The organism is Neorhizobium alkalisoli (assembly GCF_002968635.1).
GTDB lineage: Bacteria > Pseudomonadota > Alphaproteobacteria > Rhizobiales > Rhizobiaceae > Neorhizobium > Neorhizobium alkalisoli.
Map to the genome: position 1 here is coordinate 22,534 of NZ_PVBN01000012.1, position 15,117 is coordinate 37,650.

19 protein-coding genes are annotated in these 15,117 nt (G+C 62.4%); 11 read left to right on the plus strand and 8 right to left on the minus strand.

Features of this window, described 5'->3' with window-relative positions:
• The first annotated feature begins 1 nt into the window (after nt 1).
• The 6 genes from C5L13_RS22465 (at nt 2) to C5L13_RS22490 (ending at nt 7,620) form a co-directional block, all read left to right on the plus strand.
• Nucleotides 2-2,485, plus strand: coding sequence for a hypothetical protein (locus C5L13_RS22465; RefSeq protein WP_105385504.1), 2,484 nt, complete (start codon nt 2-4; stop codon nt 2,483-2,485).
• Between the two features lie 50 nt (nt 2,486-2,535).
• Nucleotides 2,536-3,804, plus strand: a complete 1,269-nt coding sequence (locus C5L13_RS22470; protein ID WP_105385664.1) for an ABC transporter substrate-binding protein — start codon at nt 2,536-2,538, stop codon at nt 3,802-3,804.
• 295 nt (nt 3,805-4,099) lie between these two features.
• A complete protein-coding gene (locus C5L13_RS22475; RefSeq protein ID WP_105385505.1) occupies nt 4,100-5,116 on the plus strand; it encodes a carbohydrate ABC transporter permease in 1,017 nt (338 codons plus the stop codon).
• Entirely contained in the window at nt 5,116-6,168 is a 1,053-nt protein-coding gene (locus tag C5L13_RS22480) for a carbohydrate ABC transporter permease (protein WP_105385506.1), read from the plus strand. The genes C5L13_RS22475 and C5L13_RS22480 overlap by 1 nt, the downstream gene beginning before the upstream one ends.
• Before the next feature lie 13 nt (nt 6,169-6,181).
• On the plus strand, nt 6,182-7,264 hold the full coding sequence (locus C5L13_RS22485) for an ABC transporter ATP-binding protein (protein ID WP_105385507.1): 1,083 nt from the start codon (nt 6,182-6,184) through the stop codon (nt 7,262-7,264).
• Nucleotides 7,265-7,374: 110 nt separating this feature from the next.
• A complete protein-coding gene (locus C5L13_RS22490; protein WP_245571437.1) occupies nt 7,375-7,620 on the plus strand; it encodes a DUF6719 family protein in 246 nt (81 codons plus the stop codon).
• 67 nt (nt 7,621-7,687) lie between these two features.
• Here C5L13_RS22490 and C5L13_RS22495 read toward each other — a convergent pair whose 3' ends face one another.
• Nucleotides 7,688-8,581, minus strand: coding sequence for an alpha/beta hydrolase family protein (locus C5L13_RS22495; protein WP_105385508.1), 894 nt, complete (start codon nt 8,579-8,581; stop codon nt 7,688-7,690).
• Nucleotides 8,582-9,112: 531 nt separating this feature from the next.
• On the opposite strand from C5L13_RS22495, the gene C5L13_RS22500 reads away from it, so the two are divergent.
• From C5L13_RS22500 to C5L13_RS22515, 4 genes are all read left to right on the plus strand, one after another.
• Nucleotides 9,113-9,430 carry a hypothetical protein gene (locus C5L13_RS22500; protein WP_158693508.1) on the plus strand — a complete coding sequence of 106 codons (318 nt, stop codon included), beginning with the start codon at nt 9,113-9,115 and terminating at the stop codon, nt 9,428-9,430.
• A gap of 120 nt (nt 9,431-9,550) precedes the next feature.
• The gene (gene ubiG / locus C5L13_RS22505; protein ID WP_105385510.1) at nt 9,551-10,297 is read left to right on the plus strand and encodes a bifunctional 2-polyprenyl-6-hydroxyphenol methylase/3-demethylubiquinol 3-O-methyltransferase UbiG; all 747 of its coding nucleotides are present in this window, start codon (nt 9,551-9,553) and stop codon (nt 10,295-10,297) included.
• Between the two features lie 59 nt (nt 10,298-10,356).
• A complete protein-coding gene (locus tag C5L13_RS22510) occupies nt 10,357-10,626 on the plus strand; it encodes a ribbon-helix-helix domain-containing protein (protein WP_105385511.1) in 270 nt (89 codons plus the stop codon).
• Entirely contained in the window at nt 10,626-10,922 is a 297-nt protein-coding gene (locus tag C5L13_RS22515; RefSeq protein ID WP_105385512.1) for a type II toxin-antitoxin system RelE/ParE family toxin, read from the plus strand. Before C5L13_RS22510 ends, C5L13_RS22515 begins: the two co-directional genes overlap by 1 nt.
• 24 nt (nt 10,923-10,946) lie before the next feature.
• Here C5L13_RS22515 and C5L13_RS22520 read toward each other — a convergent pair whose 3' ends face one another.
• The 5 genes from C5L13_RS22520 to C5L13_RS22540 form a co-directional block, all read right to left on the minus strand.
• Nucleotides 10,947-11,144, minus strand: coding sequence for a hypothetical protein (locus C5L13_RS22520; RefSeq protein ID WP_158693509.1), 198 nt, complete (start codon nt 11,142-11,144; stop codon nt 10,947-10,949).
• Nucleotides 11,145-11,205: 61 nt separating this feature from the next.
• On the minus strand, nt 11,206-11,634 hold the full coding sequence (locus C5L13_RS22525) for a DUF1178 family protein (RefSeq protein WP_105385514.1): 429 nt from the start codon (nt 11,632-11,634) through the stop codon (nt 11,206-11,208).
• Nucleotides 11,631-12,485 (minus strand): carbon-nitrogen hydrolase family protein, encoded by an 855-nt coding sequence (locus C5L13_RS22530; RefSeq protein WP_105385515.1) that lies wholly within the window; start codon nt 12,483-12,485, stop codon nt 11,631-11,633. Before C5L13_RS22530 ends, C5L13_RS22525 begins: the two co-directional genes overlap by 4 nt.
• A gap of 10 nt (nt 12,486-12,495) precedes the next feature.
• Entirely contained in the window at nt 12,496-12,753 is a 258-nt protein-coding gene (grxC, locus tag C5L13_RS22535) for a glutaredoxin 3 (RefSeq protein WP_105385516.1), read from the minus strand.
• A gap of 70 nt (nt 12,754-12,823) precedes the next feature.
• Entirely contained in the window at nt 12,824-13,600 is a 777-nt protein-coding gene (locus C5L13_RS22540; protein WP_105385517.1) for a ComF family protein, read from the minus strand.
• A 59-nt stretch (nt 13,601-13,659) separates the two neighbouring features.
• Here C5L13_RS22540 and C5L13_RS22545 point away from each other — a divergent pair, with 59 nt between their 5' ends.
• On the plus strand, nt 13,660-14,532 hold the full coding sequence (locus tag C5L13_RS22545; protein ID WP_105385518.1) for a methyltransferase domain-containing protein: 873 nt from the start codon (nt 13,660-13,662) through the stop codon (nt 14,530-14,532).
• A gap of 5 nt (nt 14,533-14,537) precedes the next feature.
• Here the strand turns inward: C5L13_RS22545 and C5L13_RS22550 are convergent, their stop codons facing one another.
• Together C5L13_RS22550 and C5L13_RS22555 are read right to left on the minus strand one after the other, a co-directional pair.
• Entirely contained in the window at nt 14,538-14,711 is a 174-nt protein-coding gene (locus C5L13_RS22550; protein ID WP_105385519.1) for a Flp family type IVb pilin, read from the minus strand.
• 60 nt (nt 14,712-14,771) lie between these two features.
• The gene (locus tag C5L13_RS22555) at nt 14,772-15,089 is read right to left on the minus strand and encodes a hypothetical protein (RefSeq protein ID WP_105385520.1); all 318 of its coding nucleotides are present in this window, start codon (nt 15,087-15,089) and stop codon (nt 14,772-14,774) included.
• Nucleotides 15,090-15,117 lie beyond the last annotated feature (28 nt).

Consider the following 15,117-nt stretch of genomic DNA (forward strand, 5'->3'; position numbering starts at 1 on the left):
TATGAATCCTGAAGCGAACTGGATGCGAAAAACCTTGAAGCCGGGCGAAGCCGTCCGCTACTGGCAGCTTGGCCGCACGGCGCAGGAACGGTTCGACGTGCCCGACGCCCCGATGAAGGGCGAGATGGATCCCTTCTTCTTCCTGACCAAGGTGAAGAACTTCATCCCCCACGAATATCCATGCCGCACCATCTTTGCAGAAACCTACCGCGGCAAGCGGCCGGACGTGCGCGGCGAGTTCGAGGCCGCCCGCTGGTGGCTGCCCTTCGGTTCGCCACGTCTCGATCTTTCCGGTTTCTGGTTCCGCCCGACCCGGCTCGCCACCTGGACCCGCACCTATATCGAGGCGGAAACCGCCGGTACGGCGAAGATCCGGCTCGGCACCTGCGGCGGCGCGGTCCTCTGGCTGAACGACCAGGAAATCGGCTGGATGGCGCCCTATAGCCGCAATCTGGAAGCCAAGCAGGAATTCGAGCTGCCGCTGAAAGCCGGTCTCAACGAGATCACCCTCTTCTTTGACGATCTCGCCGAACGCGACGCCCGCTATTTCTATCAGTTCGATTATCTGTCCGGTCCGGCGGCCAGCGTCGCCTTGCCCGTGCCCGTCGCGGGCCACGTCGCCGAGAGCCTTGAAGCGGCGCTCGACGGCATGCATCTCGACCGCCCGCACTATTTCGGCGGCGACATCACCCTTCTGTTCGCGGAAGCGCTGCCGGTCGAGGTCAAAGTCAATGTCGCGGTCGAAGGCGATTTCATGTCGCGCGAGCGTTTTGACTTCGACTTCGTGCTACCGGCCGGCGCCAAGAGCCTCAATGTCGGCCCATCCGAAAAGGCGCCTGCCGATTTCCGTCACCTGCGCGTCACGCTTGATGCCGGCGGCTTCGTCGCCTCCCGTTCGCTCGGTGTCGAGATCTGCCATGCCGAGCGGCAGGGCAAGGCGGCAGCGACGCTGACGGAACGTATCGCCGAGACGCTCGCGGAAGTATCCGAATATTCCGAGCGGGACACGGTTCGCGCCTTCGCCCGTCTCGCAAGCGGCCGCGCCGGCGAAGATACGGATGCGATGATCGAGGAAATCCTGCCGTCGATCGAGGATTGCCACGATTGCGCGGATTTCTCCCTCGTACCCCTCATCTGGTCGCGCACGGCCTGGGGCGGCGATATCAATGAAAAAACCCGTGCCCGTATCGATGCGGCGATCCTCAACTATCGCTTCTGGATGGACGAGCCGGGCAATGACGTTCAGTGGTATTTCTCCGAAAACCACGCCCTGCTTTTCCATACCTCCGCCTATCTTGCCGGTCATCTCCTCCCAGAGGCCACCTTCGTCCGTTCCGGCCGTAAAGGTTCGGAGCAGGCGAAGGTGGGCGCGGAGCGCGTGCGTGCCTGGCTCGATCACTTCGAGCATTGGGAAATGGCGGAATTCAACTCCGCTCCTTACTTCCCGATCGATCTCAAGGGTCTGACGGCGCTCGCGGCGCTGTCGCCGGACAAGGATATCGCCGACCGCGCCAAGGCCGGCATCGTGCGGCTGTGCGAAGTCATCGCCCGTTCGGCCCATCACGGCATGGTCACCGCGGCTCAGGGCCGTTCCTACGAGCATACGCTCTGCGCCGGCCGCTCGCTGGAGCTTTCCGCCGTTGCCCGTCTGCTCTGGGGCAAGGGCTGGTATGGCCGCCGCGTGCATTGCCTGCCGCAGATGGCCGTCTGCCTGCGCGACCACGGTCTGGAAGTGCCCGCGTCCTTTGCGGCGATCGCCGATCATCGCGACGAAAAGCATCAGGAATGGCGCTTTGCCCAGGGCGAGAACTCCTTCGCTGCGCTCTATCACTACAAGGGCGAGCATTTCGCCATGGGCTCGACCGTCCATTACCGTTGGGACGAATGGGGTTATCAGGAAACCGTCCTGCACCTCAGAATCGGCGAAAAGCCCGAGGCGGCGATCTGGATCAACCATCCGGGCGAAACCATCCAGTTCGGCTACGGCCGGCCGTCCTATTGGGGCGGTTGCGGCACCATTCCCCGCGTGCAGCAGTATCGCGGCCTCGCGGTCCTCGAATTCACCACCTACGAGGAACAGCCGGATTTCACCCACGCCTGGTTCCCGAAGGCCGAATTCGACGAAACCAGCGTTTCCGGCACTCTGGCGCTCGCCCGCTCCGATAAGGGCGCTGTCCTTTTGCGGGCCGGTTCCGATCTCGTGCCGACGACCGAAGGCCCGTCAGCCGGCACCGAACTGCGTCAATACGGCCAGAAGACCCGCTGGATCGTCCGCGTCTGCGAGGCCGGCGATCTGGCCTCCGTCGAAAGCCGCTTCGGCGCGCTTGCCGCGACGCGAGAACCCGATGGCACCTTCGTTGTCGAAGACCCGGAATATGGTAGCGTGCGCTTCAAGCCCGACGGCAGCGTGGAAGCCGAAGGCCGCGTGATCGCGCGGGCAGACTATACGGTCAAGGGCGAGGCAAGTCTGCTGAACCCGAGTTGAGAAGAAACCGGACGGGAGGAGGCCCCGTCCATAAAGAGGAGGAAATGAACATGAAAATGAAATCGATTCTGGCGGGCGCAACGCTCGCCCTTCTGATGTCGACGGCGGCGCACGCCGGCGACGTTCGCATCATGTGGTATTCGGATGGCGTCGAAGGCGAAGTCATGAAGGACCTCGTCGGCCGCTTCATGAAGGAAAACCCCGGCATCAACGTCATCCTCGACAACGTGTCCTACGGCGTCGTCAGGGAACAGCTGCCGGTGCAGCTCGAAGCCGGCAACGGGCCTGATATCGCGCGCGTCGCCCAGATCAAGGACAATGCCAGACACTGGCTCGACCTGCGTCCGCTGGTGAAGGACCCCAAATACTGGGACGACAATTTCGGCGCCCAGGCAGACTGGATGCGCCCGGACGGTTCCAAGCAGATCTCCGGCTTCATGACGCAGATCACGCTGACCGGCGGCTTTGCCAACAAGACCCTTTTCGACCAGGCCGGCGTTGAAATCCCGGGCCCGAAGGCGACCTGGGAAGAATGGGCCGCCGCCGCCAAGAAGGTCAAGGAAAGCCAGCAGGTCCCGTTCGCCATGGCGATCGACCGTTCCGGCCACCGCATTACCGCTCCGCTGCTCTCCTACGGAGCGAATTACATCGGCAAGGACGGCAAGCCGGCCCCGCTCGACAAGGGTGCGAAGGATTTCCTGACCAAGTTCGTCGGCTGGAACCAGGACGGCTCCTTCTCCAAGGACGTCTGGGTCTCGGCCGCCGGCAATACCTACCGCGCCGCCGCCGAGGATTTCATCAACGGCCAGCTGCCCTTCTACTATTCCGGTTCCTGGCAGGTCGCCAACCTCGCAACCAAGATCGGCACGAATTTCGACTGGGTCGCGACCGGCAGCCCCTGCGGCCCGGTCACCTGCACCGGCATGCCGGGCGGTGCGGCTCTGGTGGCGATCAAGTACACCAAGAACCCGAAGGAAGTCGCGCAGTTCATGGATTGGTTCGCGCGGGAGGAAATCGTCAAGGAATTCTCCGAGCGCACTCTCTTCCTTCCCGGTCACAAGGCTGTCGTCGCCAAAGGTGGCCTGGACTTCAAGACGGATAATGCTCTTGCCAAAGCCGCTCTGACGAAGTTCGTGGACGCGTCCAAGACCACCTCGGAAACGGCGCTCAAACTGCCCGCTTGGCGCTGGTCCGACACGTTCTATGCCGCGATCGTCACCCGCGTCGGCCAGACGATTGCCGGCGAACTGAAGATCGACGACACCTTCGCGCGTATCGACGCCGATATCGCCCAGAAGGTCAAGGACGCCGGTCAGTGACCAACTGGCGGCGCATTGGCAGGAAAATGGTGCGAGCGAAAGCAGCGGTGCGCCAAGCCGATCTCCCCCCTTGTGGGGGAGATGCCCGGCAGGGCAGAGGGGGGTATGGCTTAGGCACATCGTCAGCCTCCCTGTTTGCCGCACCGCCGCTACCCCCCTCTATCACCTTCGGTGACATCTCCCCCACAAGGGGGGAGATCATCGGGAGTTTGCCGCGCCGCCTCTCATACTCAGATCCCATAGTCCCGACAGCATGCACGTCTGGAAGCGTAACCGTGGGAGGGAGTTCAATCCGATGAGCACAACTACAAACACCTCCCGCCTCGGTTCGCTCCTGATGGCGCCCGTACACTTGTTGATGCGCATCATCGACGTGCCGCTGCGCAGCCTGCAGAAAGCGACCGGCATCAGCGGCATGGCGGCCTTCTTCCTCGCGCCGAACATGCTGATCTTCGGCATCTTCGTGCTCTTGCCGCTCGTCATCAACTTCGTCTATTCGATGACCGGAGGCACGGCTTTCTTCCTCGCCGAACGCAATTTCGTCGGCGCCGAGCAATATTCACGCCTCTTCACCTGCGGCAGCTATCTCGATCCGATGTCCTGCCAGGAGGACGCGTTCTGGACGGCGGTGGGCAACACCTTCTGGTTCGTGATCCTGCAGGTCACGCTGATGATCCTGGTCGCACTCGTTACGGCGCTGATCCTCAACCGCGATCTTGCCGCCCGCTCCTTCTGGCGCGCCGTCTTCTTCTTCCCGGTTCTCCTGTCGCCTGTCGTCGTCGGCCTGATCTGGAAGTGGATCCTGCAGCGCCAGGGCCTTTTGAACTTCGGCCTCTATCAGTTCGGCGTCGAACCCTATACCTGGCTCACCGATCGCAACTGGACCTTTGTCGCAACGATCGGGGTCTCGCTCTGGGCGCATATGGGCTTTTACGCGCTGATCCTGCTCGCCGGCCTGCAGGCGATCCCGAAGGACCTCTATGAAGCCGCCGAGATGGACGGCACCAAGCCGGCGCGCGTCTTCTGGCGCATCACGCTGCCGCTCCTCATGCCCAATCTTCTGGTCGTCGTGGTCCTGGCGCTTATTCGCGCGGTGCAGATCTTCGACGAAGTCTACGTGCTGACCGGCGGCGGTCCGGGCACGAGCACGTTCTACCTGACGCAATATATCTACGAGACCGGCTTTGCCTCGGCGCTCCGCAATCCGGGCCTCGCCGCAGCCGCCTCGATCCTGATGGGCCTCGTGCTCGTCGTCCTGACACTGATCCAGCTTGGCATCGGCCAGCGCGGCGAGAAGAAGGGGAAACGCTAATGGGTGTGGCCTCTCGCTTCATTCTCCGCCGCAAGGGCGGCAAGGGCTGGCACTGGACCGACATCGTCACCTGGCTCTGGCTGGTAGGCGGACTGATCATCATGTTCGGCCCGGCCGTCTGGCTCGTCTTCTCCTCCTTCAAGACGCCTGCCGGTCTCGCCGAGTTCCCACCGTCCATCCTGCCCTATGTCACCCAGCAGGCGACGGTCCAGGGTTACGACAAGCCGCTGCAGCTCTTCGAAGCCAAGCTTCCGGACGGCTCGACGCGGGTGCTCGCGGAAGTCCGCCGCATCGGCATCATGAGCCAGATGGTCGACCCCAAGACGCCGGGCGAGACTATCCGGGTCAACATCAATGATCGCACACCGGTACGCACGCTATCCTTCGCCACGGAGAACTATACCCAGCCCTTCGTGCATTTCAATTTCCTGCGTTACCTCTGGAATTCCGTCTTCGTGACGGTTACCGCCACGCTGATCACCCTCATCGTCAATTCCATGGCCGCCTTCGCGCTGTCAAAATACGAGTTCAGGGGCCGTTCCGTGGCCATGCTGATCATCCTCGCGACCCTCATGGTGCCGCTCTCCGTCATCATGGTGCCGCTCTATTCGATCATCTCGTCGCTCGGCCTGTTCAACAATCTCTGGGGCGTCATCCTGCCGACGGTCGCGACCCCGACCGGCGTCTTCATCCTGCGTCAGTATATGCTAACCATTCCCGACGAACTGATCGATGCAGCACGCATGGACAAGGCGTCGGAATGGCAGATCTACTGGCGCATCGTCCTGCCGCTGACGGCGCCGGCGCTTGCAGTTCTCGCGATCTTCTCGGTCGTCTGGCGCTGGAACGACTTCCTCTGGCCGCTGATCGTGCTGTCCCGCCGCGAGCTCTATACCCTGCAGGTGGGGCTCAGCATCTATTCCGGCGAGTTGAACGTCCAGTGGCACTTCATCCTCGCAATGACCGTCGTGACCATGATCCCGGTCGTGCTGGTCTTCATCTTCCTGCAGCGTTTCATCACCACCGGCATTGCCGGCACCGGCCTGAAGTAAGGAACATCGATCGATGGGCGAAATCAAACTCACCGATATCAAGAAGTCCTTCGGTTCCGTCCATGTCCTGAAGGACATCGACCTCCACATCAAGGACGGCGAGTTCATCGTCTTCGTCGGCCCGTCCGGCTGCGGCAAGTCCACGCTTCTGCGCACCATCGCGGGCCTGGAAAAAGTCACCGGCGGCGAGATCGAGATCGACGGCAAGCGGGTGAACGAGGTCACCGCCGCCGACCGCGGGCTCGCCATGGTCTTCCAGTCCTATGCGCTTTATCCGCATATGAGCGTGCGCCAGAACCTCGCTTTCGGCCTTGAGAATTCCAACATGCCGAAGGCGGAGGTCGCCGAGCGCATTACGGAAGCCGCCCGCATGCTGGAGATAGAACCCTATCTCGAGCGCCGCCCGGGTCAGCTTTCCGGCGGCCAGCGCCAGCGCGTCGCGATCGGCCGCGCCATCGTGCGCCGCCCGACCGCCTTCCTGCTCGATGAACCGCTGTCGAACCTCGATGCGGAACTGCGCGTCTCGACCCGCGCCGAACTCGCCGCCCTCCACGCCCGCATCGGCTCGACGATGATCTACGTCACCCACGATCAGGTGGAGGCGATGACGCTCGCCCACCGCATCGTGGTCATGCGCGCCGGCAAGATCGAGCAGGTCGGCACGCCGCTCGAACTCTACAACACGCCCGCCAACCGCTTCGTGGCGGGCTTCATCGGCGCGCCGCATATGAATTTCCTTTCCGCCGAGGTGGTGGAACAGGAAGCAGGCAAGACGACGCTCCTGATCGGTGGCAGTCACCGCCTGCTGGTGCCGATATCCGGCCAAAAACTCTCCGTCGGCGACAAGCTGACGGTCGGCATCCGTCCGCAGCACATCACGCTGGCGAACGATCCCGGCAGCCTGACGGTCAAGGTCCGCCTCGTCGAGGCGCTCGGCTCCGAAACGGTCATCCATGCGGATCTGAACGGCGAAAAGCTCCTCGCCGTCGTCCCCGGACAGCGGCAGATTTCCCCGGGTGACGAAGCGCATTTCTCCGTCGCCGGCGCTCCGCTGCACCTGTTTGACGGAAACGGCTTGCGGGTCAAAGACAAGTAGTCCGAGAGCACAACCTAACCTTTTGGCCACCTTTCTCCTCCGTAAGGAGAAATGGTCGTCTGATGGGCCGGCAGGTAATGTTGCCGATCGATCAAGCGAGGGAGGTTCGAATGCTCCGTTTAGTCCTGACTTTGTTCCTGGGGACGGTTTTCCTGGGCCCGGTCGTAGAAGTTCCGGCCTATGCCCAGATAAAGACGGTGACCGCACAGCCGACGGTGAAGTCGATGGCGGCGGGCGAGGTCGTTCTTTTCGACGACAAGAAATGCCCCAAGGGTCAGATCATGCGATACACCAAATCGCAGCGGAAAGAGCAGATCAACAAGAAATGCATTCACGTGACCGGCCTCGGAAAATAGAGCATTTCCAGGAAAAGTGTATTACGGTTTTCCGTCCGGAAATGCATAAAAACAAAGGGCCTGAGCCTCACAGATACCCCTTGAAGAAGCTCAGCACCGCCCGACGCATGGCGGGCGTCTCGCGATGCCCGACGCCGGCCTCCGGCAGGAAGACCAGCGCGCCGAGCGCTTCGGCCTTGAGATAGGCTGCCTCCGTCTCCCTGAATGCGATGTCGACCGCCTCCGGCGGCGTCAGCGGATCATCCCAGCCCACGCAGATAAGCTGCGGCCGCGGCGCCACGAGCCCGGCGATCTCTCCGATCGACGTCTCTCCTAATAGTCCCGGCACCGTCAGGTAATGCCCGTGACGGTTATGCGCGCCGGTCCTGACGAGCGTGGCGAAGTCCGCATAACAGCAAAGATGCGCCGCCGCTTTCACGCGGAGATCAATCGCCGCCAGGAAATAGGCGAGCGTTGCACCCATGGAAATCCCCGTCGCGCCGATCCGCGCCGGATCGACCTCCGGCCGGGCCGCGAGCCAGGAAAGCGCCGCCGCCTGTTCGGACACCATCTGGCCGAACAGCGTCTTGCCGTGCCAGAGCGCGGCCTTGGCTGCCGCGTCCTCGCCGACGTCCGCCCTCTCGCCGAAGGTCGGCATGTCGATGCAGAGCGTCACATAGCCTTCCCGCGCCAGTGCCGGCCCCGGTGCATCGAGGAGCGCCGCCCGGCCGTCGATCAGTTCGGAGGCGCCGATATCGAAGCGACCGCCATGTGCATGGGCGTAGAGGATTGCCGGTCTCCGAGTGGCGCCTTCTTCGGCTGGGCGTGTCAGGAAGCCCCGCACCGGTACCCCATCGGGGAGCTGGAACTGGAGGCGCTCGAGAACATAGCCGTGATGATTTTCGACGCGGCTCCCCGTCAAGGTCAGCCCGAGATCCTCGAAAGCGAGCAGTTCCTTCAGCCGCGCAACCGTGATTGCCATTCTTACCCCCACCCTTGTCGGGGGACGATTTTCCTCCACCCCCGCCCAGTTTTCAAAGGCATAGACGAAATCTCATCCTCCCGCATCCTCGCTCTCAATCGCGGCGCATAGAATTCTCGCGTCCCGCTTCGGCTACACCGGCCTGCATTACCGGCGAGGCGGGACCGGTGCCCTGACGAGCTGCCGTCGATGCAGGCGGATCGTCGGGGGCTGCGCAGAAAATGGTCTCCCTCTCGCCTGAAAAGGCGGGGCGTGCGTGTGTCGCACACAGGATTGGACCGGCGACTGGTTCTTGCCGAAAGCTCGGATCTTTCGCAGCGTCCGGCGGTTTCCGCCGCGAGCGCTGCCCTGGGAAAGGTGCCGGTATCCGCGCAGAGGGACCGAAGTTGCGCAGAAAAACACACCGAACGGGACACGTCGCGTGTCACCTATAAAAATTCAATACGAGGCACCCGACGTGTCCCGGCCGAAAACAGAAAAAACTGCACCGCACCAAGGGACGACTCTGCCCACACGGCAATGAGAGGAATGATGATGAAGGCCGACGACCTCAAACGCTATGAGCTGTCCCGGGAGCAGCACCATGAAAACCTGCACCGCACAATCGCGACCTATGCGGAGTTGCCCCATATCCTCTGCCGCGTTCGTAAGTGTCGTCGGGACGGCAACTGTGTCGGACCGATGATCGAGAGCCGCCACATGGAGGGTTCCGTCCGGGCTCAGCAGGCGCTCGGGATGTCCGGCAATGCTTGCTCGCGTCTCCCGGCCTGCATTGCGGATGCTTCGGACGAACACTATGCGGTCTACAGGGCTTGTGTCGAGAAGATGCCCGACGGCGTTGTGTCCTGATCCCGGGAGCCGCAAACCAGGCAACGGAAAAGCCGATCCTGGCCGATCCTGCGTCGACCTGCCTCTTGACTTCCAACCCCTATCATCCGACTTCAGACGGTGAAACGAAGGGATGAAACCATGACCGAAGCCGTCCGCAGCACCATCGATCAGAGCGAAGTCGACCGGTTCTCCGCCATGGCCGCCGAGTGGTGGGATCCGACCGGCAAGTTCAAGCCCCTTCACAAGTTCAACCCCGTACGGCTCACCTATATCCGCGACCGCGTCTGCGAGAATTTCGGCCGCGATCCGAGGAGCCATCTGCCTCTCTCCGGCCTGCGCTTCCTCGATATCGGCTGCGGCGGCGGTCTTCTGTCGGAACCGATCGCCCGCATGGGTGCGACCGTCGTCGGCGCCGATCCCTCGGAGAAGAATATCGGTATCGCCTCCACCCATGCCGCCGAAACAGGCACCTCGGTAGACTACCGCGCCGTTACCGCCGAACAGCTGGCGGAGGCCGGCGAGACCTTCGATGTGGTGCTCAACATGGAAGTGGTGGAGCATGTCGCTGACGTCGATTTCTTCATGACCACTTGCGCAAAGATGGTGCGGCCCGGCGGGCTGATGTTCGTCGCCACCATCAACCGCACCTTGAAGGCCGGCGCGCTCGCGATCTTCGCAGCCGAAAACATCCTTCGCTGGCTGCCGCGCGGAACCCATCAATACGAAAAACTGGTCCGTCCGGAAGAGCTGGAAAAGCCGTTGTCCGCGAGCGGCATGGAAATCATCCACCGCACCGGCGTCTTCTTCCACCCGCTCCAGGACCGCTGGAACCTCTCCCCCGACATGGACGTCAACTACATGCTGCTGGCAAAGCGCGAGGGGTGATCGGCTTTCGCGGCGGATGCGGTTATGATGGGTTAGCGCTCGTTCGCCCGGAGAAACCGATGACTGAATCCGTGAAAGTGACCGTTACGCTGGATGCGGATACTCAGGACTTTATCCGCGACAAGGTAGAGCATGGTTCGTTCGCGTCCACGAGCGATTACATTGAGACCGTTATCCAGCAAAATAAGGACCGCGAGCGCGCTCGCCAGCGCCTGGATGCAGAACTGCAGAAGGGCCTTGATGACGTAAGAGCAGGCCGTGTTCTGCCAATCGAGGAAGCTTTCGCGGAAGTACGTCAGAGGCTGGGCATTACCAAAAGCTCTCGATAATGAGAGTTACATTTACCCGAGAAGCGATCGAAGATTTGGTCGGGATAGGCGAACATATCTATCCGTCGAATCCCACTCGCGCGGACAGCTTCGTCACGGAATTGGAAACCCGATGTCTCCAGCTGGCCGAAATGCACCTGGCCTTTCTCAAGTCTCACCCGGATAGTGGCGATATTCGTCGCGGGCCCCATGGCAAATACCTCATTTTCTATGAGGTCTCGGATGCCGAAATTTCTATTCTGAGAGTTCTCCACGGCGCTCAAGATTACACGAAAATCCTCTTTCCCGAGGCCTGATCATCCCCACACCTCCCCGCCCTGCTACACTCCCGCCGAAAGCAAATGCGCGAACAGGTCCTTGTGCCGTTCGGCATTCAGCGCGGCGAGTTCGCGCACTCTGGTCCGGTCGATGATGGTCTTTTCATCATCCGGCCCATAGGGTTCTTTGAAAGTGAGGCCTTTCGGGCTCAACCCGCGATCGTGCAGATGCTCGACGCACGGCCAGCCCCGCGCGTCCAAGCAGAAGGCCGGCGACGTTCGCTCCCCAGACGAGGGCCATGCCTCGGCCGCGCGGCTGATGTCAGTTCGCATCCTCCGGCAGCACCGGCAGCGGGGCCACCTCGATGCCTTCGTCCAGAAGGTCCTTGACCTCGCCGAGGCTCGCCTGACCGATGATGCCCCGGGCATCCGCTTCGCCATAATGGATCTTGCGTGCTTCTTCCGGAAACTTCTCGCCCACATCCTCGGCACTGGCCTTGATCGCGGCGACGGCCTCCTTGACCTTGGCGATCATTTCCTGGCGCGCCAGGTCCATGACCATCTCCCGCTTCTCTTCCTTTTTGCGGGCGGTCGAAACCGAGGGTGCCATCAAGGTCTTGGAGATCGATGCGGAATGGCAGGCCGGACAGGTGAGGAACCCGCTTTGCATCTGGCGATCGAATTCCGCACTCGTCGAAAACCAGCCTTCGAACGTGTGGGCATTTTCACAACTCAGGGAATACTTGATCAAGCCGCAACACCTCCGGCCGCATCAGACACGGTGTCGAGCGTGAATTCGCGGGCATTCTTGAGGTTCGGGATTTTTCCACGCGCGGCCTTCACCGCGGCAGTGTCGATTTCGGCAAGCACGATCGCCTCGCCCGTTCCGCCGGCCGAGGCCAGCACCTTGCCCCATGGGTCGACGATCATGGAATGGCCGAATGTCTCGCGGCCGTCCTCATGCACGCCACCTTGAGCGGCGGCGATCACGAATGCGCCGTTCTCGATGGCGCGCGCCCGCAACAGCACTTCCCAATGGGCTTCGCCGGTCTGGCGGGTAAAGGCTGCGGGCACCGTCAGGATTTCCGCGCCGGCCAGCGCCTCCGTCCGGAAAAGCTGCGGAAAACGTACGTCGTAGCAGATCGCAAAACCGAGTTTTGCGAACGGCAGATCGGCGACGCGTGCCTCGGCACCCGGCTCGTAGGCGGAGCTTTCGCGCCAGCTCTCGCCGTTGTCGAGATCGACGTCGAACATGTGGATCTTGTCATAGGTCGCAATCTGCCGGCCGCCGGGGGCAAACAGGAAGGAACGATTGGCGATCTTGCCATCGTTCCTCGCAATCGCGGTCGAACCGATATGCAGATGAATGCCGAGTTCGTGCGCCAGGCTGCGGGCGGTCGAAACGATGATATCGCCCGTCTCGTCACGCAGCGCGGCGCGCATCGCCTGGCGGTCCCGCTGCAGCGCACCGGTCATTTCCGGCGTCTGGATATAAACCGCGCCCTGCGCAGCCGCTTCCCGCACCAGCCGCGCCATATCGGCGGCATTCCTTTCCGGATCGACGCCGGAGCACATCTGGATTGCTGCTGCCTTGAACGCCATCGTCAAATCCTCAAATCGCCAGCATCGGATCCAGCTTGCCTGCACGCTCGAGCGCATGCAGATCGTCGCAGCCGCCGACATGCTCGCCGTTGATGAAGATCTGCGGGAAGGTCGAACGGCCGTTCGACTTGCCGATCATCTCCTCGCGCAATTCCCTGGAATAGGTCGCATCGTGTTCGACGTATTTGATGCCCTTGGACTCGAGCAAAGCCTTTGCGCGAGCGCAGTAGCCGCAATATTCGCGGGTATAGATAGTCACATCTGCCATGGTCGTCTCCGGGCGCAGCCCCATTGGGAGGAAGCCGGGAGGACGGCCGCGCGTGAACTGTCATCTATTGTCATATAGGGGTGGAAATGGCCATTGCAAAGGTCAAAACCGTGACCTCCGCTGCCCCGGCCTTCTTGAGGATACGGGTGGCGGAGGAGACTGTCGCGCCGGTGGTATAGACGTCGTCGACAAGCACCAGCCGCTTGCCGAAGACATCCGCCTCATGGCCCGGCGCGATCGCGAAGGCCGCCCGCACATTGTCCTGCCGGGCCCGGGCCGAAAGCCCGACCTGCCGGCTCGTGCGTTTGATGCGTACCAGCGTCGACGACAGAAATGGCTTGCCGCTGTTCTTTGCCAGATGCCGCCCCAGTTCTGCCGCCTGGTTGAACTTCCTGGAAACAAACCGCGCGCGGTGCAGGGGAACCGGAAGAATTCCATCGCAGTGGTCGACATGGCCTTCCGCCGCCCGCAGCATCCAACCGGCCATCATCGGCGCCAGATCGGTCCGGTCCCGGTATTTCAGCGCGTGTACGAGGTCGCGTGCCGCTCCGTCGAAGATCGCCGCCGACCGCAGCCGGTCGAAGACGGGCGGATCGGCGATCGCCTGGGCCGAAAGCATACCCGGGCCGGGATCATGGGAAAACGGCAGGCCAAGCGCTTCGCAAAAGGGGCGCTCGATGAAGCGTATTTCGCGCCAGCAGGACGGGCAGAAGCCCCCGTGCCGGCCGGTATGGATGCCACAGCCGGGGCAGGCGGGGGGATAGACGAGATCGCCGAGCCGTCGCGTCCACGCCAGAGCGAACGGTGGTACAAAACGAAGAATGCTGGTGCTTGGCTCTGCGGGCATGTCTTGACAATAACGCAGAGAGCGCGCCTTTGCGAAGCAGGAATGTGAGTGCGTTGGACATGGAAATTCTCTTCGACGAACAGCTGGTGAAGGCCAGACGCGAGCGAGCCCTCGCAAACGCCGACCGCAAGGCGGCCTTCCTGCTGGAGATCGCCGGGAGCGAGATGGCAGACCGGCTTGCCGTCGTCGAACGCCTTTTCGAAACCGCCGTCGAGTTGCATGGCGGCATCGGCGCCGCAGCCCGTGATGCCATGGCGACTGGCAAGATCGGCAGCATGCGCCGCGTCGAGACGAGCCCGGCCTTCGCCGGGTCCGGCGAGACCATTGAGGCCGGGCCCTGGGAGGATGTGCCTCTCGAACCGGAATCGGTCAACCTCGTGCTCTCGCCGCTCGCCCTGCACCTCGTCAACGACACGCCGGGGACGCTGATCCGCATCCGTCGCGCCCTGAAGCCGGACGGGCTCTTCCTCGCCGCCATTCCCGGAGCCGGCACGCTTGGCGAACTGCGCGACGTTCTCCTGTCTGCCGAGGCGGAACTGACGGGCGGCGCCAGCCCGCGCGTCGTTCCCTTTGCGGATGTCCGCGATGTCGGGGCGCTTCTGCAGCGCGCAGGCTTCGCATTGCCGGTCGTCGATATCGAGACCTATACCGTCCGCTACGATTCACTTTTCGGGCTGATGCGCGACCTTCGCGCCATGGGCATGACCAACCCGCTCGCGGGCCGTAGCCGTGTGCCGGTAACGAGGGCGTTCTTCGTACGGGCTGCGGAGCTTTACGCCGAGCGTTATTCCGATCCGGACGGCCGCATCCGCGCCACCTTCTCGATCATCTATGCATCGGGCTGGGCGCCGCATGAAAGCCAGCAGCAACCGCTGAAGCCGGGCTCCGCGAAGATGCGGCTGGCCGACGCCCTGCGCAAGGAAACGGAATAAATCCGTCAGTCCATGGCGTTGTTGTAGGTGTCGGCAATTCCGCCGAACAGCGCGTCCATCGCCTCATAGTAGTCGCCCAAGGCAGCAAAAAGGGCCACGGCCAGGATCGAGATCAGCAGGCCGTATTCCACCGCCGTCGCCCCGCCTTCGTCGCGCATGAAGATCCGAAGGAGACGCATGGGCTGTCCTTTTTAAGGAGAAATCGCTGAACTGCCCCCACCCTACGGTGGAATCGTTAATTAGCAGTCATTACCGGAACCGTAGCCCTGCACGATGCAGACCGAGCCCGGCGTTTCCTGCAGCACGCTGCGGCGGATTGTGTAGACCTTCGTGCCCTTTTCGGCAGGCTTGATCGACCCTGTCGTGATCCGGTCGAAATCTTCCTGAACATGCGCCAGCCGCTCGTCGCTGCGGTCTGCCAGCATCGGCGTCACGATCAGTGCAAGCGCAATGGCAGCCGTGCCGAACAGGAGCGCGATATTGAGCACACCGGTCTTGCCGGAGCCATGCGTCGACCGCTGCCGAACCCGCACAGTTTTCCAGAATTCCTCGTCCATGCCTTCGAAGTCTCGTAAACGCGGTTAC